Source organism: Mesorhizobium sp. B2-5-3, from assembly GCF_006441005.1.
Lineage (GTDB): Bacteria > Pseudomonadota > Alphaproteobacteria > Rhizobiales > Rhizobiaceae > Mesorhizobium.
This window is the reverse complement of the sequence record NZ_VFUS01000001.1, coordinates 567,518-591,342: the sequence shown is the minus strand read 5'-3', so window position 1 is coordinate 591,342 and position 23,825 is coordinate 567,518. Positions and strand designations below refer to the sequence as shown.

Here is a 23,825-nt window from a genome sequence, read left to right as displayed (position 1 = left end):
GCGTGTCGTCTGTCCCGGAGCCGCTGACGAGGCGCGGCTTCGGGCAGGCGGACTTCAACGAACTCCTGCGAGGGCTCATGTCGCATCTCGTGCTCGACAGAATCTCGATCCACTATGACGGCCAGCCCGCACCCGCCGTCGAGCGGGTATCGATCGACGTCGCCAGCGATGACTTCGTCGTCCTTGTCGGCCGTTCCGGCTGCGGCAAGACCTCGCTGCTCAATGGAGCCGCCGGCTTTGTCGCGCCGGCACGCGGCACGGCCGCGATCGACGGCCGGCCGATCGCAGCACCCGGTTCGGACCGTGCGGTGGTGTTCCAGAACGACGCGCTGTTTCCTTGGCTGACGGCGCGCGAGAACGTCGCCTTCGCGCTCAGGCTGCGCGGTGTCGGGCCATCCGAGCGGGCGCGCCGCGCCGACGAATTGCTCGGCCTGGTCAAGCTCACCGATGCCGGCGACAAGCGCATCTGGGAGCTGTCCGGCGGCATGCGCCAGCGCGTCGGCCTTGCCCGGGCGCTGGCTGCCGAGCCGCAATTCCTGCTGCTCGACGAGCCGCTCGGCGCGCTCGATGCGCTGACGCGCGAGCGCATGCAGACGACGCTGCTCGACCTGTGGACGGCAAGCAAGGTCGGCGTGCTTATGGTCACGCACGGCATCGACGAGGCGCTGGTGCTCGCCACCCGCATCGTGGTGCTGGCGCCCGGGCCGGGCCGGGTGGTGCGGACCTTGGAGCCGGGCTTCTCCAGGCGCTACGCAGCGGGCGAGGCCATCCGCGCCATCAAGGCCGATCCTGGCTTCGCCGCGGCGCGCGGCGAACTGACCGACGCGATCTTCGAGGGAGAGGCGGCATGACCATTTCCTCCTACACCGAACGCTCCGGCCCCAGGACCGAAGAGGCCGACGGCCTGTCGGTGCCATGGTCGCGCCCGGTCCCGAAGCGCAAGGGCGTTTCGGCGCGCATGGTCAGCGCGGCCACCATTCTTCTGGTGCTGGCGCTGTGGACGCTGTCGGCCCGCCTGCAACTGGTGTCGCCGGTATTCCTGCCCTCGCCTGTCGCGGTGTGGAACAAATTCATCATCGTCGCCCGCGACGGCTTTGTCGACGCAACGCTCGTCCAGCATATCGCCGCCAGCCTGGGGCGGGTGTTCGCCGCGCTCATCGCGGCGCTCCTCGTCGGCGTGCCGGTTGGCCTCGCCATCGGCATCAGCACCGTCGGCCGCGGCATTTTCGATCCGCTGCTGGAATTCCTGCGGCCGATCCCGCCGCTCGCCTATCTGCCGCTGGTCATCATCTGGTTCGGCATCGGCGAGCCGTCCAAGGTCCTGGTGATAGCCATCGCCATGCTGGCGCCGGTGGCCTTGTCGACCGCGTCCGGCGTCCGCGGCGTCTCGCAGGAGCGCATCAACGCCGCGCGTTCGCTTGGCGCGACGAGGCGCCAGGTGGTCCGCCACGTGATCCTGCCCAGCGCGCTGCCGTCGATCCTGACCGGACTGCGCATCGCTCTCGGCGCCGGGTGGTCCACGCTGGTCGCCGCCGAACTGGTGGCGGCGACGCGCGGGCTTGGCTTCATGATCCAGTCGGCGGCGCAGTTCCTGGTCACCGACGTGGTGGTCATGGGCATTTTGGTGATCGCGGCCATCGCCTTCGTGCTCGAATTCGCCATCCGCAGGATCGAGCGCGCGCTCGTGCCGTGGGCGGGACGCGAATGATCGGGAAACGGAGATGACGATGACCCATTCCACCGCCATGCTGTTCGCCCATTTCGGCACCTGGCTGCTGGGCCTGACATCCGATGGCAAGGCGATAGAGGAGGACAAGGCGACAAGGGAGGACGGTCCGCGCTCGCCGGCGCCCGTCCGGCTCCCGGCCGGGCGTGACCGCCTGCCGCCGCGAGACGAAAGCTTCTACTGGGCCTGGCAGTACTGGTCGCAGTGAGAGCGGCTCAACCGCGCGAACGGTTCGCCCACACCAGCCCGGCGAGACCGACCAGCATGACGATGATGCCGATGGTGAGCCATTGCGACTGGCCGGTCATGAAGCTGCCGCCGATCGCGCCGATGCCTTGCAGCGACCACAGCGCGCCGACGGCCAGCACAATCAACGCCAGCAGATTTTTGATCAGTCTCATTGCCGGATTCTCCCTTCCGAAGTTGATCGGTCGCGTCTTCGCCGTCGCGATGAAAGAGGCAAAGGAATCGGTTCGGCAGCAGCATCTTCTACTTGGATGTTGCCGCTCGATCTTGTCAAACAAGACATGGATATCCGCTGGAACATCATCGTGAGTTGATCGCTGACCGCCGGGAAATCACTGACAGACTGTTACCGGGCGACTCCAAACGTGTGCCGGCGCCATGGAACCGCCAGATGATCGCCGCATTTCGTGCCTTATTGTCTCCGTAACGGCTGGGGCCTGTCAAAAACGGAGCCTTCCCCCAAATATGAATAACAACAACCGGACCGCGCTTGCCGCGGTGACGATCGCTGCTGGCCTGATGGTCGGCGCCTCCGCCACTCCAGCCGCCTCCGCCGCCGGTCAATGCGGCCGCGCTTCCTGGTACGCCCTGCACTCCAGGACCGCGTCGGGCGAACGGATGAACCCTTCGGCCTTGACCGCCGCACACCGCACGCTGCCTTTCGGCACCAAGCTGCGGGTCACCAACCAGAACAATGGCCGCAGCGTCGTGGTGCGCATCAACGATCGCGGACCGTTCATCCGGGGACGCGTGCTCGACCTGTCGAAGGGTGCCGCCGGCCAGCTCGGCTTCATCGGTTCGGGCCACACCGCGGTCTGCATGGCGCGCGTCTGACCACCACTGCCCGGCCAGAGGGCCGGGCCGCCTGGCGGGCCTTCGCACCTGCACAATGAGCCGGCTTGTACCGTCCAAGGCTGATTTCCAACGCTTTGGACCAAGAATGCGTATAGATCACGCCACGTGACGTATTGCATCGCAGCAATTAGTTGTTAACTTCCCCGCGAGACAGTTAGGGCCAGGCACTGCTCGCCGCCCCTTCGGTCGCAGGCCGCAGCGGGGTAAACGGATGTTCTACCAGCTCTATGAAATGAACCACGCCGCCCTGCAGCCGGCCCGTCTCTATGCCGATGCGGTGCGGCTGTTCTATTCCAACCCGCTCAATCCGTTCTCGCACACGTCCTGGGGCCGCTCGATCGCGGCGGGCGCCGAGTTGTTCGAGCGCACCACGCGCCGCTACGGCAAGCCGCAATTCGGCCTCGACAAGACGGTGGTCGACTGGAAGAGCGTGGCAGTGACCGAGAAGGTCGTCTGGTCACGACCGTTCTGCAACCTGGTGCGTTTCGAGCGCGCCGTGCCCGCCGGGCGGCGGCGCGATCCGAAGCTTCTGATCGTGGCGCCGATGTCGGGCCACTATGCGACGCTGCTGCGCGGCACGGTCGAAGCCATGCTGCCCCATGCCGACGTGCACATCACCGACTGGATCGACGCCCGCATGGTGCCGACGGCCGACGGCCAATTCGATCTCGACGACTATATCGACTATGTCGTCGACATGCTGCATGTGCTGGGCCCCGACACGCATGTGATGGCTGTTTGCCAGCCTTCCGTGCCGGTGCTGGCGGCCGTGGCGCTGATGGAAACGCGCGGCGACCCCTTCGTTCCTGCGACGATGACCCTGATGGGCGGGCCGATCGACACGCGCCGCAACCCGACCGCGGTCAACCTTCTGGCCGAGGAGAAGGGCATAGACTGGTTCCGCGACAATGTCGTGATGCGCGCGCCCTGGCCGGTGCCGGGCTTCGGCCGCGAGGTCTATCCAGGCTTCCTGCAGCTTTCGGGCTTCATGAGCATGAACCTCGACCGCCACATCATCGCCCACAAGGACTTCTTCATGCACCTTGTGAAGCATGACGGCGACAGCGCCGAGAAGCACCGCGACTTCTACGACGAATATCTGGCGGTGATGGACCTGACGGCTGAGTTCTACCTGCAGACGGTCGACACGGTGTTTGTCCGGCATGCCTTGCCCAAGGGCGAGATGACGCATCGCGGCACGCCGATCGATCCCTCGGCCATCCGCAATGTCGCGCTGTTCACGGTGGAGGGCGAGAACGACGACATTTCCGGCCTTGGCCAGACGCGGGCGGCGCACGATCTGTGCGTCAACATTCCCGCCGACAGGAAGGCGCATTACATGCAGCCCGCGGTCGGGCACTACGGCGTCTTCAACGGGTCGCGCTTCCGCGCCGAGATCGTGCCGCGCATCGTCGACTTCATCACCAGCTATGGCCGCCAGAACCGGGTCGCCGTGAAACCGAAGCTGGTCCGCACCGCCAAAAGATAGGCAGCCTGCATTGCCGGCCCGATAGCGCCGGACAGGCCGGGCAGGCCTGTCGCACGGGTGCCGCTGCCATGCGTCTCGCGGGTAACCATGTCGCAAATCACCCAATCGTGGTAATTGACACGGACTGTAGATCGCCCTTAACCTTTCATTAATAACAAGGGCGAGCGGGGACAATGAATTCCTCACCAATGGCGCGAGCGCTTCGTGCGTGCGCAGTAGCCGGACTGGCGACAATGATGGGAGGCTGGGTGGCACCGGCCCTGGCGGCCGGAGCGATGACGACCGGCGGCGTCGCGTCGCAACCGATCGGCCATTATGATTTCTGCAGGCTCAATGCCCGCGAATGCGCAATCCGTCCCGGCAATCTGGCGCCGGCCGCGATGACGGACAGGTTGTGGCGTAAGCTGGCCAAGGTCACCGCCAGGGTGAATGCCGCCGTCAAGCCGATGAGCGACATGGACATCTACGGCAAGGACGAGGTCTGGGCCTATCCCGCAAAGGGCGTCGGCGACTGCGAGGACTACGTGCTGGAAAAGTGGCGCCTGCTGTCCCGGATGGGCATATCGCTTGCCGATCTTCTCATCACCGTGGTGCGCAAACCCGACGGCGAAGGGCACTCGGTGCTGACGGTGCGCACCGACAGAGGCGACTATGTGCTCGACAATCTGACCGACAAGGTCAAGGCCTGGGACGACACCGGCTACCATTTCCTCAAGCGCCAGGCGATCGACAACACCGGCCGCTGGGTCTCGATCCGCGGCGGCCAGCAGGTGCTGGTGGGGTCCGTGGAGTAGGGACTGCGGCGGGCGGCGCGCCCAACCGCCGGATGTCGGCCCCACCCCTCATTGCCCTGCCGGGCATTTCTCCCCGTATAGTGACGGGAGAAAGACGCTGTCATCGACGATTTCCCCAATTGCCGACGTCGCAAGAAATACGCCAAGGGCGCGGCTGTCTCCCTTCTCCCCGTCCTATACGGGGAGAAGGTGCCGGCAGGCGGATGAGGGGCGGCGCCGACGTTGCAGTCACGCGCCTCGCGCACTCCCCAAAAAAATTCCCACCCTCCATGAACCATTTCGGCCCGGCCGGCGACACACAGCCGTGAACCGAACCAACCATGGAGACTTCAAATGACTGCTTTCCTGCGTAACACCCTTCTCGCCGCCGTCGCGGTGTCGGGCATGGCCGGATCCGCTCTGGCCGATCAGACCATTCGAAGCTGCGCCAACACCAATCTCGACGACCTGTGGAGCGGCCGCTGTTGCGGCGCCGCCGGCGCATCGGACTGCCTTGGCGGCGGCAATGGTGGCCGTGGCCATGGTGATCACGGCTGCGGTGGCAATGGCGGCAGCACGGCCGGCAAGAACTGATCTCATCACGGCGGCCCGCCGGCTGCTGCTGGCGGGCACCGTTTCGCGATCGGGAGCTCAGCCGCCGCGAGAGCCGGGCAAACCCGGCCTACCGCCGCCGCCCCAGCGCCGCGCGGATAGAGGCGGTTATGCGGCGCAGTTCCTCCTCGTCGAGCTTTTCGATGTTCTCGGCCAGGAGGTTGGCAAGCTCGGTCGCGGCCGGGCTCAGGCCCGACGTGTCGAGCCTGACGCGCGGATGCGAGCCTTCGGCCAGTCGCGCCAGTTCCTCGGCGTCGTCCCAGATGATGTTGAAATAGCCGATGATCTTCTGGATAAGCGTCCAGGTCGGCGCGCCGCGCCTTCCATGCTCGAGCGCCGACAGATAGGCGGCGCTGACGCCGATGGCGGCGGCCATGTCCTTCTGGGTGACGCCGCGCTCGGCCCTCAGCGCCCGCAGCCTCTCGCCGAACGGGGTCACGACCCCATCCTCACGACCGGACCCGCCGCAGCCTGACATAGAGCGCGCCCGAGCCGCCATGGTTGCGCGCGGCATGGTCGTGACTGGAGACCAGCGGCCGGAACGCCGGCGTTGAGAGCCAGGCCGGCACCGCGCGGCGCAGCACGCCGTCGCCGCCCGACGAAGAGCCCTTGCCGGTGATGACCAGGACATAGCGGATGCCGCCGGCATGCGCGCGGTGCAGGAAGGAAAACAGCAGCGAATAGGCTTCGTCCTGCGTCATGCCGTGCAGGTCGACGCGGCCTTCGATGGGCAGCCGGCCTTTCGATAGTTTGTCCAGCGTCGGCTCGTCGAGCACATGGGAGACATGCTGGGCCTTCGGCTTCGCCGCGCCTGCCGGACCGGCAACGGGCCGGGCTTGTTGCGTCGGCGCCGGCTTCGCCTCGATGCCGAAATCCGGGACAGGCACGGCGGCCTTGCCCTTCAGCGGCTTGGCCGTGCGCGCCACCAGGTTCCACAGCACCCGGTCGTCCTCGCTCAACCTGTCGCTGCGGCGGGTCATGGCTTCGACCCCGAGACGAGCGGGCGCGGCACCAGTGCGTAGAAATCGGCCGGATTGCGCACCACGCCGGCGATCTCGCCGGCGGCGTCGCCCGAGCCGGCGAAGAGATCTCCGCGCGCCGGCCCGGTGATGGCGGAGCCGGTGTCCTGCGCGATCATCAGGCGCCGGAACGGTTTTGCCTCGAAGGCCGTCAGCGATGGCGCGTCGATGTAGAAGGGCGTGCCGAATGTGTGCAGCAGCCGGTCGACGGCGATCGAGCGGCCCGGCGTCAACGGCACCTTGGCGGCGGCGATCGGCCCGAGCGTTGCGTCCTCGACCGCGGCCTCGCGGAAGAAGATATAGGAACGGTTCTGCCACAGGATCTCGTCGACGCGGCCGGGATGCGCCCTGAACCAGGCGCGGATCGACTGCATCGTCACGTTTTCCAGCGGGATCTCGCCGAGCTCGCTCAACACCTTGCCGGGCCCGGTGAAGCGCTGGCCGGACTTGGCCGCATAGGTGACGCGGCACAGCCTGCCGTCGGTCATGAGAAGCCGCGCCGCGCCCTGCACATGGATGAAGAATGCATCGACCCTGTCGGCCAGCCAGGCGATCTCCAGGCCCTTGCCGGCGAGCGCGCCGCGCTCGATCGCGCCGCGGTCGAAATATTCGGCCGGCCCGTCCGGCGTCCGGCGCGCGAAAGCGAGATAGGGGTCCATTCCGTCGGGCCGGTTGGCGTCGTCGACATCGACGAGATCGGCGGGACGCGACAGAAGCGGCACGGCAAAACTCTCCGTGCGCACCGGCGAGGCCTCGACCTCCGGTTCGTAGAAGCCGGTGACGAGGCCGGCGCCGGTCTCCGGGCGCACCAGCATGGGGACGAAATGACGCTCGAAGAAGGCGCGGGCCTCCGACCGGCTGGCAGGAGGGGCCCCGCGCGCCTCGGCATAGGCACCGGCAAAGGCGTCGAAGTCGACGCCGAGCGCGCCGCTGCGATAGGGCTTGGCCAGGACATGGAAGGCGGAGCGGCGAAAGGCCTCGAAGGCCGCCAGATGGTCGTCGTTATCCCAGCCGGGCAGAGCGCCGAAGGATCTTTCGCTGAATGCCTGATGGAAGGACACGACAGGCCCGCCGCGGTCAGGGATTCAATCTTCTTCTTCGGTGGCGACGAGCTTCCAGTTCGGGTCGCGCGAGCGCGTGTCGCGGGCGAAGGTCCAGACGTCCTTGACCTCGGCGACGGTTTCGGGGTCGCCGTCGATGACCGCACCGGCCTTGTCGCGCGTCGCCGAAATCAGCTCGCTGATGATGCGCAGCGTGACATGCGCCTCGCCGCCCTTCATCTCGGCCGAGACGATGTCGGCCTTGTCGATGCCGACGAAGGAAGACTGGATCTTTTCCGACCGCGCCTCGCGCTCGCCGATCGCGGCGACGAAACCGTCATAGACATCGCGCGACAGAAGGTTCTTCAGCGTTTTGCGATCGCCGTCGGCATAGGCCATGACGATCATCTCGTAAGCCATCTTGGCGCCGTCGACGAAACCCTTCGGGTCGAAGGACGGATCGTTGTCCTTGATCGTGCGCAGGCCCTTGTTGAGGTCGGTGCCGGGCTTGGCAAAGGCGTCGATGGCCGCATAGACCTCGCCGGCCGGCTCGCCGGGCTGGCGCTTGCGCGGCAGCGACACGACATTCTCGGACTTCTGCGCATCCTTGTCGCCGGTGCGGGCGGCGGTATAGGGATCGAAAGGCGGCCGTTCGCTGCCGGTACGACGGCCCAGCACATTGCGCAGCTGGAAAAAGATCACAACTGCCGCAATCAGAAAGAAAATCGTGCCGAAGTCGAAGAAACCCATATCTTCCGCCAATCAATCCTGCCCTCGGCCGGACCGCCCGGCCAACAGGGCAGCGGTCGCATAGCGTTCAACATGCAAACCATATAGAACGCAAGGCGCAATCATTCAAATCAAAGGCAGCCATACCTATCTAACAGCCTCGGCGCCAGCGGCCGGCGGCCGCTGGCAGGCAAAACAGACCAACGCCAGAACGATCGGAAGGATCGGCAAGACTTGCGCATTTCGTTATTTCCCGTTTTTCTTCTGGCGCTTCCGCTGCTGGAGATCGCCGGCTTCGTCATAGTCGGGCGCCAGATCGGCGCGCTGGCGACGGTCGGCCTGGTGCTCGCCTCGAGCATCGCCGGGGCGCTGCTGCTCAGGCATCAGGGTTTTGGCGTCATGAGCCGCATCAGCACCGAGATGGGCGCCGGCCGCGATCCGAGCCGCCAGCTCGCGCACGGCGCCATGATCGTGCTCGCCGCGATCCTGCTGATCATCCCGGGCTTCATATCGGACATTTTCGGCATTCTCCTGTTCCTGCCGCCGGTGCGCGATCTTGCCTGGCGCAGGCTCAAGGGCCGCATCGTGGTGGCGACGAATTTCTCGGCCGGCGGCTTCCGCGGCCGGCCGCGCGACAGGGTCATCGACCTCGACGACGGCGATTATTCGCGCGAAGACGATTTCAAGCGCGGGCCGGACCACAATTCGCCCTGGCGCCGCCTGAAGGACGACTGAGGCTATATTGATGTTCAGGTGATGCCGGCCTGACCTGAATCTCGACGCAGTCTGGATCCCCTCCGGTCGCAAGGCGGCAAACCTTGTCTTGTCATGCCGGCCATGGTAGCGAACGCCCGATTTCAATTCGGTCAGCAATGCTGCCCAGGCAAAAGGACACAAGGCTCATGGCCAGCAAAGATGACGCGCCGGTCGGCGCCAACGGAAACGGCAACACGGCGCAGCCCTCGCTCAACGTCCTTGCCCAGTATGTGAAGGACCTTTCCTTCGAGAGCCCCGGCGCGCCGAACTCGCTGCGCGGCCGCGATAAGGCGCCCGGCATCGCCATCAACGTCAACGTCAACGCCAATCCGCTCTCCGACAAGCAGTTCGACGTCAACCTGACGCTGAACGCCAAGGCGTCCTTCGACCAGGAAGTGCTGTTCAATGTCGAGCTGGTCTATGGCGGCGTTTTCGCCATCAGTGGCTTCCCGCAGGAACACATGCTGCCGATCCTGTTCATCGAATGCCCGCGGCTGCTGTTCCCGTTCGCCCGGCAGATCATCGCCGAGGCAACGCGCAATGGCGGCTTCCCGCCGCTGATGCTCGACCCGATCGATTTCGCGCAGATGTTCCAGCAGAAGCTGGCCGAGGACCAGGCGGCGTCGAAGGTCCAGGTGAGCTGATTCCGGCTCGTACGGATATTGCAGAAAGACCCGGCCTCGCGCCGGGTTTTTCGTTTTCGAGGCTGGTGCGGCCGGTTTGGCCGCAGAGCCCCCGACCTCGTCATCCTAGGGTCTCCGCGACGTCGCTTCGCTCCTGCTCCGCCGTACGATGACGAAGGCGAGGAGAACGACGCGTCCTAGGCGCCCATCACCTTCAGCCACAGCGCCTTCTCGCCCAGCGTGGCGACCATGCCGGCATGCGCCGCGCGCTCGGCTTCGCTCAGGCGCGGGGGGAGGGCGATCGGCCGTGCGCCGACCGAGATATCGATGTCTGCCACTTCGCCCGCGCCGTTCATCTGCACTGAAACGGTGTCCAGGATCAGAGCCGTCTGCTTGCCGCCGATCAGCTCGATATAGACTTCGGCCAACAGCTCCGAATCCAGCAAGGCGCCGTGCTTGGTGCGCCGCGCATTGTCGATGCCGTAGCGCCGGCAGAGCGCGTCGAGCGAATTGGGACCCATCGGATGCCTGCGCCGCGCCAGCGCCAGCGTGTCGACGACGCGTCCGATGTCGACGGCCGGATGGCCGAGCCGGCCGAACTCGACATTGAGGAAGCCGATGTCGAAGGTGGCGTTGTGGGCGACCAGCTTGGCGCCGTCGGTGAAGGCGATCCACTCCTCGACGATCTCGGCAAAGGACGGCTTGCCTTGCAGGTCCGCCATGCTGATGCCGTGCACGGCCTGCGCCTCGGCATGGATCGAGCGGCCCTGCGGGTTGATGTAGTGGTGGAAGGTCTTGCCGGTTGGAAAGCGGTTGACCAGCTCGACGCCGCCAAGCTCGATGATGCGGTCGTCGCGCATGTCGAGGCCGGTGGTTTCCGTATCGAAAATGATCTCACGCATCGAATCAGTCGCTCCTGGCAAGCAGAATCGTGAGAGCGGAACAAAATGGCAATGGGCAATGACTTTTTTCCTTCTCCCCCTGTGGGAGAAGGAAAAGAGGCGCCGATCTAACCTCTCAAATCCGCGATGATAGCTTTGACCTCAGCCCGCGCGGCATCCAGGCCCTGGCTGGTATCGATGACGAAGTCGGCCTGGCGGCGCTTTTGCGCATCCGGCACCTGGCTGGCCAGGATGGAGGCGAGTTTCTCTTCGCTCATGCCGGGCCGCGCCAGCACGCGCTGGCGCTGGACTTCGGCCGGCGCGGTGACGACGACGACCTTGTCGACGCGGTCGCGGCCGCCGGTTTCGAACAGGAGCGGAATGTCGAGGACGGCAAGCGGCGCGCCGGCGGCGCGGTTGCGCGCCAGGAACGCGTCGGCGTCGGCGCGCACCAGCGGATGGATGATCGCTTCCAGCCTTTTCAGCGCGGCCGCATCGCCAAGCACCCGAGCGCCGAGCTTTGCCCGGTCGACGCCTCCGGCGCCGGTGGTTCCTGGAAACGCGGCCTCGACCAGGGGGGCTGCCTTGCCGGCATAGAGGCGATGCACCGTCTCGTCGGAATCGTGGACCGGGATGCCGGCCTCGGCAAACATTTTCGCGGTGGTCGACTTGCCCATGCCGATCGAACCGGTGAGGCCGAGCACGATCATGGTTTTGGCGCCAGATCGGCTTCGACGAGCGCGCGCAATTCGGGTGTGACCTGGGGCCGCACGCCGAACCAGCGCTCGAAACCCGGCACCGCCTGGTTGAGCAGCATGCCGAGGCCGTCCACCGTCTTCAGCTTGCGCGCGCTTGCCGCCGCAAGCAGCGGCGTCTCGAGCGGCACATAGACGATGTCGGTGACGATCGCGTGGTCCGGCAAAAGGGCCGGGTCGGCGGCCAGACCCTCATTGCCTTGCATGCCGAGCGCCGTGGTGTTGATGAGCAGGCCGGCATCGGCAAGCAGTTCACCGGTCGCCGCCATGCCATGCGCGGAGACACCGGCGCCGAACCGGTCGCGCAATTCCACCGCCCGGGCAAGCGTGCGGTTGACGATGCGGATATCGCGGATGCCGCGCTGCTTCAGCGCGTGGATGACGGCGCGCGAGGCGCCGCCGGCGCCGAGCACCACCGCCGGGCCAATGGACGCCCAACCCGGCGCATGATCGTCGAGATTGGCGGCGAAGCCATGGCTGTCGGTGTTGCCGCCCCACAATTGGCCGCCCTCCAGCCACAGCGTGTTGACGGCGCCGATCTGCTGGGCTGCCTCATCACGGCGCTCGATCAGGGCGAACGCCGCCTCCTTGTGCGGGATGGTGACGTTGCCGCCGAGATAGCCGCTCGCTTGCAATGTCTTCAGGAATTCGGCGAAATCCTGCGGCGCCACGTCGATCGCCTGGTAGCTGCCGTCGATGCCGTATCTGGCCAGCCAGTGGCCGTGGATCTTCGGCGAGCGCGAATGCTTGATCGGGTGACCGGTGACGAAGGCCTTTTTGGTCGCCTCAGCCATCGATCGCTCCCAGCGTGCGCAGTTCGGCCAGCAGCGGCAGCAGCGGCAGGCCGACGATTGTGAAGTGATCGCCCTCGATCTTCTCGAAGAGCTGGATGCCTTCGCCTTCGACCTGGTAGGCGCCGACGCTCGACAGCGCTCTTGAGCCGACGCGCGCCAGATGGCGGCCGATGAAGGCCGGATTGAGCTTGCGCATGGTGAGGCTGGCGATGCCGACATGGCGCCACAGCACCTCGCCGTCGCGGACCAGGACCGCGGCGCTGTTGAGCTGATGGGTCCTTCCCGACAGCGCCAGCAGATGGCGGCGCGCACCTTCCATGTCGGCCGGCTTGTGGAACACCTCGTCGCCGAGCGACAGCGTCTGGTCGCAGCCGAGCACCAACGCGCCGGGCCTGCGCTCGGTTACTTCGGTGGCCTTGGCTTCGGCCAGCACCAGCGCGACATCCTCGGGCGAGGCGCCGCTGCCTTGCAGGGGCGCCTCGAGCGCGCGCTCGTCGACATCAGGCGCAACCGCCTCGACGTCGATGCCGGCACCGAGGAGCATCGTCTTGCGGAACGGACTGCCGGAGGCGAGGATGATTTTTTCGGTCATGCTGGTTCACCCAGGGTTGGCGTTCCATCGCGCACCCCTCACTTCTCTCATCTGCACCTACCGCGTCTTCCCCCGCAGGGCAACGATTGCCGCCGCCGTCTCCTCGATCGAGCGGCGGCTGACGTCGATCATCGGCCAGCCATGGCGGGTACAGATCTGGCGGGCATAGGCGAGCTCCTCATTGATGGCGGCGCGGTCGATATAGTCGCCTGGCACATAGGCGCTGCTGTTGCCGAGGATGCGGTTCTGGCGGACATGCGAGATGCGTTCGGCGGTGGCGACAAGGCCGACGATCAGCGGCGTCCTGGCGTTGACCAGGCTTTCGGGCACCGGCACGCCGAGCACGATCGGAATGTTGGCGGTCTTGATGCCCCTGTTGGCGAGATAGATGCTGGTCGGCGTCTTGGACGTGCGCGAAATGCCGACCAGCACGATGTCGGCATCGTCCATATTGGCCGGCAACTGGCCGTCATCATGTTCCATGGTGAAGTTGAGTGCGTCGATGCGGCGGAAATATTCGGCATCGAGGACGTGCTGGGCGCCGACGCGGCGGCCGGCCGGCGTGCCCAGATAGGACTGGAAGACGGTGAGCACCGGCTCCAGCACGGAGACGCAGGGCAGGCCCATGGCGGCGCAGCGCTCGTCGATGCCGCGCGCCAGCTTCTGGTCGACGACGGTGTAGAGAATGATGCCCGGCTCCTCCTCGATGTCCTCGAACACCTTGGCCACCTGTTTTTCGGTTCGGATGAGCGGGTAGATGTGCTCGATGGCGCGCGCATCCTTGTATTGCGCCGAAGCCGCGCGGCCGGCCGCGAGCAGCGTTTCGCCGGTGGCGTCGGAGATCAGGTGCAGGTGGAAGAAGCTCTGGGGTTTGTTCACAGGGTTTTACCTAGGGCTGTGGGCGGATGTGGATAAAGCAGGGTTCGGAAAACCCGCCGGCCGGATCGACTGTATCAGATGCCGGTTTGTCCACAATTCGATGCGCTGTAGGCTTCGTCGGGCGGCTGGGGACAAGTCCGTGGACGAAGATTTTTGCCTTTTGTCTGTCCACAGGACGAGCCTGCAGGATCGCTGCTCTAGCGTGTTGAGTCCAATGGAAGATTCCGGATCGTCCCCAGAACCCTGCAAGCGGCGATTGGAAATGCGCGACAATATGCTTGCTGGTGTTTTGACGGCCAAAGCGGGACAGGTGACAACCACCACAACCAACAGACTCTTAGAATCAGAAGATTCTTTAAAATAAGATATTTGATTAAAGGGAAGCCGGGAGAGGCGAGCGCTCTATGCCTGCAAGACGGATCATGCTGGACGTGCTGAAGGGTGAGACAGTGTTTCCGCCGCCGCTCTGGATGATGCGCCAGGCCGGGCGCTATCTGCCGGAATACCGCGAGACGCGCCGACGCGCAGGTTCATTCCTCGACCTCTGCTATGATCCCGACCTTGCCTTCGAGGTGACCATGCAGCCGATCGAGCGCTTCGGCTTCGACGCCTCGATCCTGTTCTCCGACATCCTTGTCGTTCCGCATGCGCTTGGCCGCGACGTGCGCTTCGAAGAGGGGCGAGGGCCGCTGCTGACGCCGATCACGGCGGCTGAAATCGCGGCCCTGGACAGCACGGTGTTTCACGTGAATCTCGAACCGGTCTACGAGACGGTTCGCCGGTTGCGGACGAAACTGCCCGATGAAATCACGCTGATCGGCTTCTGCGGCGCGCCATGGACGGTGGCGACCTACATGATCGCCGGGCACGGCACGCCGGACCAGGCGCCGGCGCGGCTGTTCGCCTATCGCGAGCCGGCGGCGTTTCGTCAGCTGCTCAAGGTGCTGGCCGATCATTCGGCCGCCTATCTCATCAGGCAGATCGAGGCCGGCGCCGATGTGGTACAGATATTCGATTCCTGGTCCGGCGTGCTCGACGATGCTTGTTTCGAGCTGTTCTGCGTCGAGCCGGTGGCCGAGATCGTCAGGCAGGTTCGAGCGGTCCATCCCGATGTGCCGATCATCGGTTTTCCCAAGGGCGCCGGCGCGCGCTACCGGAGCTATCGCGAGAAGACCGGCGTCACGGGGCTGGGGATCGACTGGACGGTGCCGCTGGAGACAGCGAAGGCGTTGCAGCGGGAAGGGGCCGTCCAGGGCAATCTCGATCCGCTGCGGCTGGTCGCCGGCGGCAAGGTGCTGGCCGACGGCGTCAGCGCGATCCTGGAGAGCCTGGGAAGCGGACCGTTGATCTTCAATCTTGGCCACGGCATTACCCCGGAAACGCCGATTGCGCATGTCGAGGCCATGGTGAAACTGGTGAGGAGCGCGACACGCTGATGGCCGGGATGAGCAACACCAACAGCACGGGCCAGGCGATGATGCGCATGGTGATCGGCATCGCGGCCCTGGTCGTGCTCACCGCGCTGCTGTTTCTGGCGGCCCCAGACGGCTTCTATCTCTGGGCCAAGGCGATCCACGTTCTTGCCGTCATCTCGTGGATGGCGGGCATGCTCTATCTGCCGCGGCTGCTGGTCTATCACGCCGATGCCGAGAAGGGTTCGGTGCAGTCGGAGACTTTCAAGGTGATGGAGCGCCGGCTGCTGCGCGGCATCATCAACCCGGCGATGATCGTCACCTGGGTGTTCGGCCTATGGCTGGCCTGGAAAGGTTTCGGTTTCCAGGGCGGCTGGCTGCACGGCAAGATCGCGCTGGTGCTGGTTCTGTCGGGCATCCACGGCTATCTGGCCGGCGCTGTGCGAAAATTCGCTGAGGATCGTAACGAAAAACCCGCGAGGCACTGGCGGATCGTCAACGAGGTCCCCACATTGCTGATGATCGCTATCGTGATCCTGGTCGTCGTCAAGCCGTTCTGAACCTTCGGATCTCTCTCACGACCTGCTAAAAGGCGGCTTGCTCTTTCAGCCGGCCGACGATAAAAGACGGGTCTTCCTTCCCGTCATGCGCCGCCCTTCATTGCTTTTGGCCGCGCCCGGCATTTATCGCATCCCGCCGATTTCCTCCCAAAAGCCTACCCAGAGTCTATCCTAATGCAAGAAATGAAACTCACCGAGTTCAAGAACAAGAAACCGCCAGAGCTGATCGCCTATGCCGAATCGCTCGAGGTGGAGAACGCCAGCGTCATGCGCAAGCAGGAGCTGATGTTCGCAATCCTCAAGAAGCTGGCCGCCCAGGACATCGAGATCATCGGCGACGGCGTGGTCGAAGTCTTGCAGGACGGTTTCGGTTTCCTGCGCTCGGCCAACGCCAATTATCTGCCCGGTCCCGACGACATCTATATTTCGCCCTCGCAGATCCGGCGCTTTTCGCTCAAGACCGGCGATACGGTCGAAGGGCCGATCCGCAGCCCGAAAGAGGGCGAGCGCTATTTCGCGCTGCTCAAGGTCAACACGATCAATTTCGACGATCCCGAAAAGATCCGCCACAAGATCCACTTCGACAATCTGACGCCGCTTTATCCGACCAAGCGGCTGAAGATGGAGATCGACAACCCGACCTCCAAGGATATCTCGCCGCGCGTGATCGATCTGGTGGCGCCGATCGGCAAGGGCCAACGCGCGTTGATCAACGCGCAGCCGCGTACCGGCAAGACGGTTCTCATGCAGAACATCGCCCACTCGATCACCGCCAACCATCCGGAATGCTACCTGATCGTGCTTCTGATCGACGAGCGGCCGGAGGAAGTGACAGACATGCAGCGCTCGGTGAAGGGCGAGGTGATCTCCTCGACCTTCGACGAGCCGGCGGTGCGCCACGTGCAGGTCGCCGAAATGGTCATCGAGAAGGCCAAGCGGCTGGTCGAGCATGGCCGCGACGTCGTCATCCTGCTCGATTCGATCACCCGCCTCGGCCGCGCCTACAACACCGTGGTGCCGTCCTCCGGCAAGGTGCTGACCGGCGGCGTCGACGCCAATGCGCTGCAGCGTCCGAAGCGCTTCTTCGGTGCTGCCCGCAACATCGAGGAAGGCGGTTCGCTGACCATCATCGCCACCGCGCTGATCGATACCGGCAGCCGCATGGACGAAGTCATCTTCGAAGAGTTCAAGGGCACCGGCAACTGCGAAATCCAGCTCGACCGCAAAGTGGCCGACAAGCGCATCTACCCGGCCATGGACATTCTGAAGTCGGGTACCCGCAAGGAAGACCTGCTGGTGCCGCGCGCTGACCTGCAGAAGATCTTCGTGCTGCGCCGCATCCTGGCGCCGATGGGAACAACCGACGCGATCGAGTTCCTCATCGACAAGCTGAAGCAGACCAAGACCAACGCGGACTTCTTCGATTCGATGAATACGTAGTTCGCAGAGCGAACTCCACTTCTTCGTGATCCTCGGGCTTGACCCGAGGATCCATGCCATGGCCTCGGCCAAAGAGCGCGGCGGACTGGATCTTCCACCTGTTGCAGCGCTCGAAAGTCACGGCATGGATCCTAGGGTCTCCGCGACGGAGCTTCGCCCTAGGATGACGAACTCTGTGGTCTTCGTCGCAATAGCCCTTCCAATTCATCCGGATCGCTCACCGCCGGCAAACACACCTGCCCCGTGCACAGCCACGCGCCCGGCCTGTCGGCGGGAGGCAGGATCCCGCCCGGCAACAGCGTTCGATTCGCCTGTGTACCGATCGCCACCACAATATCCACCCGACGCGGATCGGGATTGCGATTCGCTACTGGAACGAGCGTCGGATTCGCCAGATCGTCCACAAGCACCAGCTTTAGCGGCTCTATGGCGAGCGCCGAGGCGTTGACGATGCCGGCCTGTCCATAGGCCTGGTGCGCCGCGCGGCCGGCGGCATGTTCGGCGACTTTCGTCGCTTTCTCCTGCAGGTCGAGATCGCCGGTCAGCGCGGCGAGCCGGACCAGCGCCTCGATGACCTGGCCGGTGGCCGACGCAATAGCCTCGTCGACATCGCCCCTGATGCGGATCGGCACGTCGGTGCTATCGGATGCCGTGAGATAATAGCCGGTGCCGTCGGCATCGGCGTGCCAGCGGTCGAGCTGCTCGACGAATTGCCGGGCCCGATCGGCGTAGCTCCAGTCGCCGGTGGCTTCGAACAGGGCGATCGCCGCATTGGTCATCGACGCATAGTCGCTCGACAGGGCCGGGAACAGTTTCTTGGCGCCGAGCATGGAATGCGGCAGCCGTCCGCCCTCGGCGGAAGAGGCGATCTGGTCGAATGCGGTCTTGGCCGCGTCGATCCAGTCTTGCCGCGCCAGCGAGCGGCCGGCCTCGGCAAGTGCTGCGATCATCTGGCCGTTCCAGTCGGCGAGGACCTTGCCGTCGCGGCCTGGCCTGACGCGCCGTTCACGGACTGCCAGCAGCCTTGCCTTGAGAGCGGCCAGAAGCGGCTGCTCGGCAATGCCTTGCCCCTGCTGGGCCTGCGTCTGGTGGACAACGGGCTTGCCTTCCCAACCGGGTGGGCTGGAGAGCATGAAGTTGTTGAAAAACAACGGTGAATCGTCGCCGAGCGCGGTCTCGATCTCTTCCCGGCTCCAGGTGTAGAAAAGGCCCTCCTCGCCCTCGCTGTCGGCATCGAGACTGGCGGCGAAGGCGCCGCCATCGAGGCGCATCTCGCGCAGCAGCCAGTCGACGGTCTCCTCGATTCGGACCCGGAACAAACACTTCCCGCTCGCGGCATGGGCCCAGTTGCAAAAACGGATGAGCTGCGCGTTGTCGTAGAGCATCTTTTCGAAATGCGGCACCAGCCATTGCGCGTCGGTGGAATAGCGGCTGAGACCGCCGCCGACGTGATCGTAGATGCCGCCGGCCAGCATCCGTTCGAGGCTCAGGAGGACATCGTCACGGTGACCGGCATTGCCGTCGCGCAACCAGGACAGCCACAGTGTCTGCATGAATGGCGCATTGGGGAATTTCGGCGCGCCGCGCAGGCCGCCGAGATCCTTGTCGATCATGCCGTCTATGCCTCTGGCGAGCGCGGCAAGCGTGTCGCGGTCGAGCGCGGTGCGGGCATGCGCGCCGGCGAGCCGGGTCTCGACATGTGTGGTCAGCCCGTCGGCGCTCTGGTTCAGGCTGCCTCTTTTCTCGCGCCAGGCCTTGTCGATCGCCTCCATGACCTGGATGAAGCCCGGGCGGCCATAGCGCGGCTCGCGCGGGAAATAGGTGCCGCCCCAGAAAGGCTTGCCGTCCGGGGTCAGGAACATGGTCAGCGGCCAGCCGCCCTGCTCGCCCATCGAGGACAGCGCCGCCATGTAGATCTGGTCGATGTCGGGTCGCTCCTCGCGGTCGACCTTGATATTGACGAACAGACGGTTCATGACGGCGGCGACGTCGTCATTCTCGAAGCTTTCATGGGCCATGACGTGGCACCAGTGGCAGGCGGCATAGCCGATCGACAGCAGGATCGGCCGATCCAGCGCCCTCGCCTCGTCAAGCGACGCCGGCGACCAGGCCCGCCAATGCACCGGATTGCCGCTGTGCTGCTGCAAATAGGGGCTGGCTTCGTCGGCAAGCAGATTTTGCGCAGGCAGTGTCACGATGAGCGGTCCGGCGAAACAGGGGTTGGATAGTGAAGCTAGGGCGGTCCAACAAGGCGGGCAAATGATTTCGGCCGACACCATCGTCGCGCTTTCCAGCGGCCGCCTGCCCGCCGGCGTCGCCGTCATCCGCATTTCGGGGCCAAAGACTCGATTCGTTGTCGAAACGATCGCCGGCGGTATGGTTAAGGACCGCGTGGCCAGCCTGCGCAAGCTGCGGGCGCCCGATGGCGGCGTGCTCGACAGTGGCCTGGTGATCTTTTTCCCCGGCCCCGGCAGCTTCACCGGCGAGGACGTGGCGGAATTCCAGGTGCATGGCGGCCGCGCCGTGGTGGCGAGGCTGTTCGAGACGATCGCCGGTTTCGAAGGCGTCAGGCACGCCGAAGCGGGCGAGTTTACGCGCCGGGCCTTCCTCAATGGCAAGGTCGATCTGGTAAGGACGGAAGCGCTGGCCGATCTGGTCAACGCCGAGACCGAGGCGCAGCGGCGCTTCGCGGTGCAGAATGCCGAGGGCGCGCAAGCCGAGCTTTATCTGAGCTGGCGGCGGCGGCTGATCCATGCGCGCGCCATGATCGAGGCCGAGATCGACTTTGCCGACGAAGACGACATTCCCGGTTCCGTTTCGGATACGGTCTGGTCTGATGTTTCGGCGATGATCGGGGAGATCGAGCGCCACATTGCCGGGTTTCGTGCCGGCGAAATCATCCGCGACGGGTTCGAGGTTGTTATCCTCGGCGCCCCGAATGCCGGCAAGTCGAGCCTGTTCAACGCCTTGGCGCGGCGCGATGCAGCTATTGTAACGGATGAGCCAGGCACGACGCGGGACCTGCTCGAGATCGTGCTTGACCTCGAAGGCCTGCGGGTCAGGCTGACCGACACCGCAGGCCTGCGCGATGCGGCCGGCAAGGTGGAAGCGATCGGCATCGAGAAGGCGCGAGCCAAGGCGCATGGCGCCGACCTCTTGCTCATCCTCGTGGATATGGCCGACCCGCATCCCGTTGCTCTTCAACGCGAGGGGATCGCGACCCTGCGCGTGGGCACCAAGCTCGATCTGGTGCACGGGCAAGCCGCTGCCGGGGGTTATGATCGCGTCATCTCGACGAAGGACGGGACCGGCGTGGCGGAGCTGTTGACCGAGATCGCCAGGCTCGCGGCCGCGCAGGTCGCCGAAGCGGGCGACATCCTGCCCTCACGGCTTCGCCACGTTGAATTGCTAGGCGAAGCCAACCGCTTCCTGCTGCGCGCGGCCGAGAGCCCGGACGCCGGGCAGGAACTGCGCGCCGAGGATCTGCGGCTGGCCGCCGACCGGCTCGGCCGGATCGTCGGCGCTGTCGATGTCGAGGACATGCTGGATGTGATTTTCTCGCAATTCTGCATCGGGAAATGATTCACGTGGAACATTGTCGGGGCGCGGACGCCGTCAAGCCTCCCTTCTCCCCGTCACTATACGGGGAGAAGGTGCCGGCAGGCGGATGAGGGGCAGCGCTGACCTCGGCTTCTATCACGACGGGCCCGGCCGATGACTCACGTGAAACAGAAGGGCTCTCCGACCGACGTTGTTTCACGTGAAACGGCTGCGCCGGGGTCAATCGCCAGCGTCGGCGCTACCCCGCACTTGCCTGCCGGCATTCTCTTATCCGGCATTCTCTTATAAGGACGGGGAGAGGGCGCGCTGTTATTTCCAGTTTCGGCAATTATCAGCCTTGTAAATGAAGGTGCCGGCTTTGCGGTCAGCGCTGTCTCCCTGTGCCAGGGAGAAGTGCCGACACGGCGCCGGGGGGCGGCGCCGGCGGTCGATACACGTGACTCACGTGAAACACTACAATGAGGCTCGCCGTCCTGTTTCACGTGAAACTCCCGCGAAGTTTCTTGACACCGTCCCGCTGCGGGGACATCTCTCCACCAAACTTCGAATCCAGGGCGTTTTGAAATGACCGATCACTATGATGTGGTTGTGGTGGGTGGCGGCCATGCGGGCAGCGAGGCGGCCAGCGCGGCTGCGCGTGCGGGCGCCAGGACAGCGCTGGTGACGCTGCGTTTCGACACGATCGGCGTGATGTCCTGCAATCCGGCCATTGGCGGGCTCGGCAAGGGCCATCTGGTGCGCGAGATCGATGCCATGGACGGGCTGATGGGCCGGGTGGCGGACGCGGCCGGCATCCAGTTTCGCCTGCTCAACCGGCGCAAGGGGCCGGCCGTGCGCGGCCCGCGCACCCAGGCCGACCGGAAACTTTACCGGCTCGCCATGCAGGAAGCGATCCGGCAGCAGGGCGGTCTCGATGTGATCGAGGGCGAGGTGCTCGACTTCGACATCGACGATTCGGGATGCCTGCGCGCCGTTCTCCTGGCCGATGGCCGGCGCCTTGCCAGCGGCGCGGTGGTCCTGACCACCGGAACCTTCCTACGCGGGCTGATCCATATCGGCGCGAAGAAGATTGTCGCCGGCCGCATGAACGAACAAGCGAGCCTAGGGCTGTCGGCGACGATGAGCCGCGCAGGCTTCAAGCTCGGCCGGCTGAAGACCGGCACGCCGCCGCGCCTCGACGGGCGCACCATCGACTGGGCGTCGCTGGAAAGCCAGGCGGCGGATGACGAACCGGTGCCGTTCTCACTGCTGACCGACCGCATCGAGACGCCGCAGATCGAATGCGGCATCACGCGCACGACCGCGGCCACGCATGAACTGATCCGCGCCAATCTCGGGCGCTCGGCCATGTATTCGGGTTCGATCGAAGGCGTCGGGCCGCGCTACTGTCCGTCGATCGAAGACAAGATCGTCAAGTTCGGCGACCGCGAAGGCCACCAGATTTTTCTCGAGCCGGAAGGCCTGGACGACGACACGGTCTATCCCAACGGCATCTCGACCTCGCTGCCGGAGGAGGTTCAGCTCGAAATCTTGAAGACCATCCCGGGGCTGGACCGAGCGGTGATGCTGCAGCCCGGTTATGCCATCGAATATGACCATGTCGACCCGCGCGAGCTCCATCCGACGCTGGAGACAAAGCGCGTCGGCGGCCTGTTCCTCGCCGGGCAGATCAACGGCACGACCGGCTATGAGGAGGCCGCCGCGCAAGGCCTGCTCGCGGGCCTCAATGCCGCAAGGCGGGCGTCGGGCAGCGAGCAGGTCGTGCTCAGCCGCACCGAAGCCTATATCGGCGTCATGGTCGACGATCTGACCAGCCGCGGCATCAGCGAGCCTTACCGCATGTTCACCTCGCGCGCCGAATTCCGGCTTTCGCTGCGCGCCGACAATGCCGACGAGCGGCTGACGCCGCTGGCTGCAAGGCTGGGTATAGCGTCAGCCCGGCGGATGCAGCGGTTCGGCGAGGTGGAGCAGCGCCTCGCCGAAGCGCGCCGGCTGGCGCTCGGCGTAAAGCTGACACCCAACGAGGCGGCGCGCCACGGGCTGGAGGTCAATCGCGACGGCGTGCGCAGATCCGCCTATGAACTGCTCGCCTATCCCGGCGTCGACGTGGCCTGGCTGGCCCGAATCGATGGGAATTTCGGGACGATCGACGCCAGGACGGCGGAGCGCCTCGAAACGGAAGCGAAATATTCAGTCTATCTCGATCGCCAGAAGAGCGACGTCGCCCAGATCCGGCACGAGGAAAGCCGGCTCATCCCCGAGGCGCTCGACTTCGCCGAGGTGCCGGGACTGTCGAACGAGCTGAAGCAGAAGATGCATGCGCGGCGGCCGCGTTCGATTGCCGACGCGCAGCGCATGGAGGGTATGACGCCGGCGGCGCTGGCCATCATCGTCGCTCATATCAGGCATTCCGAGAGCGCCGGCGCGCAAAGGGACGTCGCGTGAGCGCTGCTTCCTGGGAGAGCCTGCGCAACGCTGCCGGTCCGGTTTCACGTGAAACATTCGATCGCCTGGTGGCGTTCGAAGAGATGTTCCAGAAATGGAACCGCAGCATCAATCTCGTCGCGCAGTCGACAGCAGGCGATGTCTGGCATCGCCACATACTGGACAGCGCGCAGCTCTGGCGAATCGAGGACAAAGCGCGGCGATGGGTCGATATCGGCTCGGGCGGCGGATTTCCGGGACTGGTGCTGGCGTTCCTGCTTGCCGAGCGTGACGGCGCCAGCATCGACCTGGTCGAAAGCAATCGCAAGAAAGCGGGATTCCTGCAAGCCGTCGTCGGCCAGTTCGGCCTGCCGGCGCGTGTCGTGGCGCGCCGCATCGACGAGAGCCATGCGCTTGTCGCGGCACCGGAAATCGTCACGGCGCGGGCGCTGGCGCCGCTTTCGACCTTGCTTGAGCTGGCGGGGCCGTGGCTGACATCAGGCGCGCGCGGGCTGTTCCACAAAGGCCGGGATTACCGCGCCGAAGTGCAAGAAAGCGTTAACCGCTGGAGCTTCGATCTGGTAGAACATCCAAGCATGACCGACCCTGGCGGCGTCATCCTTGAACTGTCCAATGTGCGACCTGTCTGAACAAAGACC

At 65.2% G+C, this 23,825-nt stretch carries 26 protein-coding genes; 15 read left to right on the top strand and 11 right to left on the bottom strand.

Going from position 1 to position 23,825, the window contains the following annotated elements:
• The first annotated feature begins 77 nt into the window (after positions 1–77).
• The 3 genes from FJ867_RS03115 to FJ867_RS03105 are packed head-to-tail and all read left to right on the top strand — an operon-like array spanning position 78 to position 1,934.
• Positions 78–851, top strand: a complete 774-nt coding sequence (locus tag FJ867_RS03115; protein WP_140816504.1) for a taurine ABC transporter ATP-binding protein — start codon at positions 78–80, stop codon at positions 849–851.
• The gene (locus FJ867_RS03110) at positions 848–1,708 is read left to right on the top strand and encodes an ABC transporter permease subunit (RefSeq protein WP_140524466.1); all 861 of its coding nucleotides are present in this window, start codon (positions 848–850) and stop codon (positions 1,706–1,708) included. The genes FJ867_RS03115 and FJ867_RS03110 overlap by 4 nt, the downstream gene beginning before the upstream one ends.
• 19 nt (positions 1,709–1,727) lie before the next feature.
• Positions 1,728–1,934: a hypothetical protein gene (locus tag FJ867_RS03105; protein WP_140491853.1), complete on the top strand. Its 207-nt coding sequence runs from the start codon at positions 1,728–1,730 to the stop codon at positions 1,932–1,934.
• Between the two features lie 7 nt (positions 1,935–1,941).
• Here FJ867_RS03105 and FJ867_RS28635 read toward each other — a convergent pair whose 3' ends face one another.
• Positions 1,942–2,127: a hypothetical protein gene (locus tag FJ867_RS28635; RefSeq protein ID WP_181165190.1), complete on the bottom strand. Its 186-nt coding sequence runs from the start codon at positions 2,125–2,127 to the stop codon at positions 1,942–1,944.
• Between the two features lie 310 nt (positions 2,128–2,437).
• Between FJ867_RS28635 and FJ867_RS03095 the strand changes: the two genes are divergently transcribed.
• The 4 genes from FJ867_RS03095 to FJ867_RS03075 all read left to right on the top strand — a co-directional run bounded on the left by FJ867_RS03095 (position 2,438) and on the right by FJ867_RS03075 (position 5,683).
• Entirely contained in the window at positions 2,438–2,806 is a 369-nt protein-coding gene (locus FJ867_RS03095) for a septal ring lytic transglycosylase RlpA family protein (RefSeq protein ID WP_140491856.1), read from the top strand.
• Between the two features lie 232 nt (positions 2,807–3,038).
• Positions 3,039–4,316, top strand: coding sequence for a polyhydroxyalkanoate depolymerase (locus FJ867_RS03090; RefSeq protein ID WP_140491858.1), 1,278 nt, complete (start codon positions 3,039–3,041; stop codon positions 4,314–4,316).
• Positions 4,317–4,489: 173 nt separating this feature from the next.
• Positions 4,490–5,110 (top strand): transglutaminase-like cysteine peptidase, encoded by a 621-nt coding sequence (locus FJ867_RS03085; protein WP_140816502.1) that lies wholly within the window; start codon positions 4,490–4,492, stop codon positions 5,108–5,110.
• 333 nt (positions 5,111–5,443) lie between these two features.
• The gene (locus FJ867_RS03075; RefSeq protein WP_140816500.1) at positions 5,444–5,683 is read left to right on the top strand and encodes a hypothetical protein; all 240 of its coding nucleotides are present in this window, start codon (positions 5,444–5,446) and stop codon (positions 5,681–5,683) included.
• Positions 5,684–5,771: 88 nt separating this feature from the next.
• Here FJ867_RS03075 and FJ867_RS03070 read toward each other — a convergent pair whose 3' ends face one another.
• From FJ867_RS03070 to FJ867_RS03055, 4 genes are read right to left on the bottom strand one after another with little or no spacing between them, the layout of a single operon-like run.
• Positions 5,772–6,140: a helix-turn-helix transcriptional regulator gene (locus FJ867_RS03070; RefSeq protein WP_140514107.1), complete on the bottom strand. Its 369-nt coding sequence runs from the start codon at positions 6,138–6,140 to the stop codon at positions 5,772–5,774.
• A 10-nt stretch (positions 6,141–6,150) separates the two neighbouring features.
• The gene (locus FJ867_RS03065) at positions 6,151–6,681 is read right to left on the bottom strand and encodes a Smr/MutS family protein (protein WP_140625316.1); all 531 of its coding nucleotides are present in this window, start codon (positions 6,679–6,681) and stop codon (positions 6,151–6,153) included.
• Positions 6,678–7,781 (bottom strand): murein transglycosylase A, encoded by a 1,104-nt coding sequence (locus tag FJ867_RS03060; RefSeq protein ID WP_140816498.1) that lies wholly within the window; start codon positions 7,779–7,781, stop codon positions 6,678–6,680. The genes FJ867_RS03065 and FJ867_RS03060 overlap by 4 nt, the downstream gene beginning before the upstream one ends.
• Positions 7,782–7,805: 24 nt before the next feature.
• Entirely contained in the window at positions 7,806–8,510 is a 705-nt protein-coding gene (locus FJ867_RS03055; protein ID WP_140514105.1) for a Tim44/TimA family putative adaptor protein, read from the bottom strand.
• Positions 8,511–8,723: 213 nt separating this feature from the next.
• Between FJ867_RS03055 and FJ867_RS03050 the strand changes: the two genes are divergently transcribed.
• Positions 8,724–9,224, top strand: coding sequence for an FxsA family protein (locus FJ867_RS03050; protein WP_140491873.1), 501 nt, complete (start codon positions 8,724–8,726; stop codon positions 9,222–9,224).
• A gap of 167 nt (positions 9,225–9,391) precedes the next feature.
• Complete coding sequence (gene secB / locus FJ867_RS03045) at positions 9,392–9,889, top strand: protein-export chaperone SecB (RefSeq protein WP_140491875.1); 498 nt, start codon at positions 9,392–9,394, stop codon at positions 9,887–9,889.
• Positions 9,890–10,065: 176 nt separating this feature from the next.
• Here the strand turns inward: secB and dnaQ are convergent, their stop codons facing one another.
• From dnaQ to FJ867_RS03020, 5 genes are all read right to left on the bottom strand, one after another.
• Entirely contained in the window at positions 10,066–10,770 is a 705-nt protein-coding gene (gene dnaQ / locus FJ867_RS03040; RefSeq protein WP_140514104.1) for a DNA polymerase III subunit epsilon, read from the bottom strand.
• A gap of 107 nt (positions 10,771–10,877) precedes the next feature.
• Complete coding sequence (coaE, locus tag FJ867_RS03035; RefSeq protein ID WP_140559166.1) at positions 10,878–11,459, bottom strand: dephospho-CoA kinase; 582 nt, start codon at positions 11,457–11,459, stop codon at positions 10,878–10,880.
• Positions 11,456–12,298 carry a shikimate dehydrogenase gene (locus FJ867_RS03030; protein ID WP_140816496.1) on the bottom strand — a complete coding sequence of 281 codons (843 nt, stop codon included), beginning with the start codon at positions 12,296–12,298 and terminating at the stop codon, positions 11,456–11,458. The genes coaE and FJ867_RS03030 overlap by 4 nt, the downstream gene beginning before the upstream one ends.
• Positions 12,291–12,890, bottom strand: coding sequence for a Maf-like protein (locus tag FJ867_RS03025; protein WP_140816494.1), 600 nt, complete (start codon positions 12,888–12,890; stop codon positions 12,291–12,293). Before FJ867_RS03025 ends, FJ867_RS03030 begins: the two co-directional genes overlap by 8 nt.
• 57 nt (positions 12,891–12,947) lie before the next feature.
• Complete coding sequence (locus FJ867_RS03020; RefSeq protein WP_140816492.1) at positions 12,948–13,769, bottom strand: pyruvate, water dikinase regulatory protein; 822 nt, start codon at positions 13,767–13,769, stop codon at positions 12,948–12,950.
• A 404-nt stretch (positions 13,770–14,173) separates the two neighbouring features.
• Here FJ867_RS03020 and hemE point away from each other — a divergent pair, with 404 nt between their 5' ends.
• From hemE to rho, 3 genes are all read left to right on the top strand, one after another.
• Positions 14,174–15,205 carry a uroporphyrinogen decarboxylase gene (hemE, locus tag FJ867_RS03015; RefSeq protein WP_140816490.1) on the top strand — a complete coding sequence of 344 codons (1,032 nt, stop codon included), beginning with the start codon at positions 14,174–14,176 and terminating at the stop codon, positions 15,203–15,205.
• The gene (hemJ, locus tag FJ867_RS03010) at positions 15,205–15,741 is read left to right on the top strand and encodes a protoporphyrinogen oxidase HemJ (protein ID WP_140554734.1); all 537 of its coding nucleotides are present in this window, start codon (positions 15,205–15,207) and stop codon (positions 15,739–15,741) included. The genes hemE and hemJ overlap by 1 nt, the downstream gene beginning before the upstream one ends.
• Before the next feature lie 174 nt (positions 15,742–15,915).
• Complete coding sequence (rho, locus tag FJ867_RS03005) at positions 15,916–17,181, top strand: transcription termination factor Rho (protein WP_140491913.1); 1,266 nt, start codon at positions 15,916–15,918, stop codon at positions 17,179–17,181.
• A 158-nt stretch (positions 17,182–17,339) separates the two neighbouring features.
• Here the strand turns inward: rho and FJ867_RS03000 are convergent, their stop codons facing one another.
• Complete coding sequence (locus FJ867_RS03000) at positions 17,340–19,376, bottom strand: thioredoxin domain-containing protein (protein WP_140816488.1); 2,037 nt, start codon at positions 19,374–19,376, stop codon at positions 17,340–17,342.
• 64 nt (positions 19,377–19,440) lie between these two features.
• On the opposite strand from FJ867_RS03000, the gene mnmE reads away from it, so the two are divergent.
• The 3 genes from mnmE (at position 19,441) to rsmG (ending at position 23,816) form a co-directional block, all read left to right on the top strand.
• A complete protein-coding gene (mnmE, locus tag FJ867_RS02995) occupies positions 19,441–20,763 on the top strand; it encodes a tRNA uridine-5-carboxymethylaminomethyl(34) synthesis GTPase MnmE (RefSeq protein WP_140816486.1) in 1,323 nt (440 codons plus the stop codon).
• A gap of 543 nt (positions 20,764–21,306) precedes the next feature.
• Positions 21,307–23,187 (top strand): tRNA uridine-5-carboxymethylaminomethyl(34) synthesis enzyme MnmG, encoded by a 1,881-nt coding sequence (gene mnmG, locus FJ867_RS02990; RefSeq protein ID WP_140816484.1) that lies wholly within the window; start codon positions 21,307–21,309, stop codon positions 23,185–23,187.
• Complete coding sequence (rsmG, locus tag FJ867_RS02985) at positions 23,184–23,816, top strand: 16S rRNA (guanine(527)-N(7))-methyltransferase RsmG (RefSeq protein ID WP_140655079.1); 633 nt, start codon at positions 23,184–23,186, stop codon at positions 23,814–23,816. Before mnmG ends, rsmG begins: the two co-directional genes overlap by 4 nt.
• Positions 23,817–23,825: the final 9 nt, after the last annotated feature.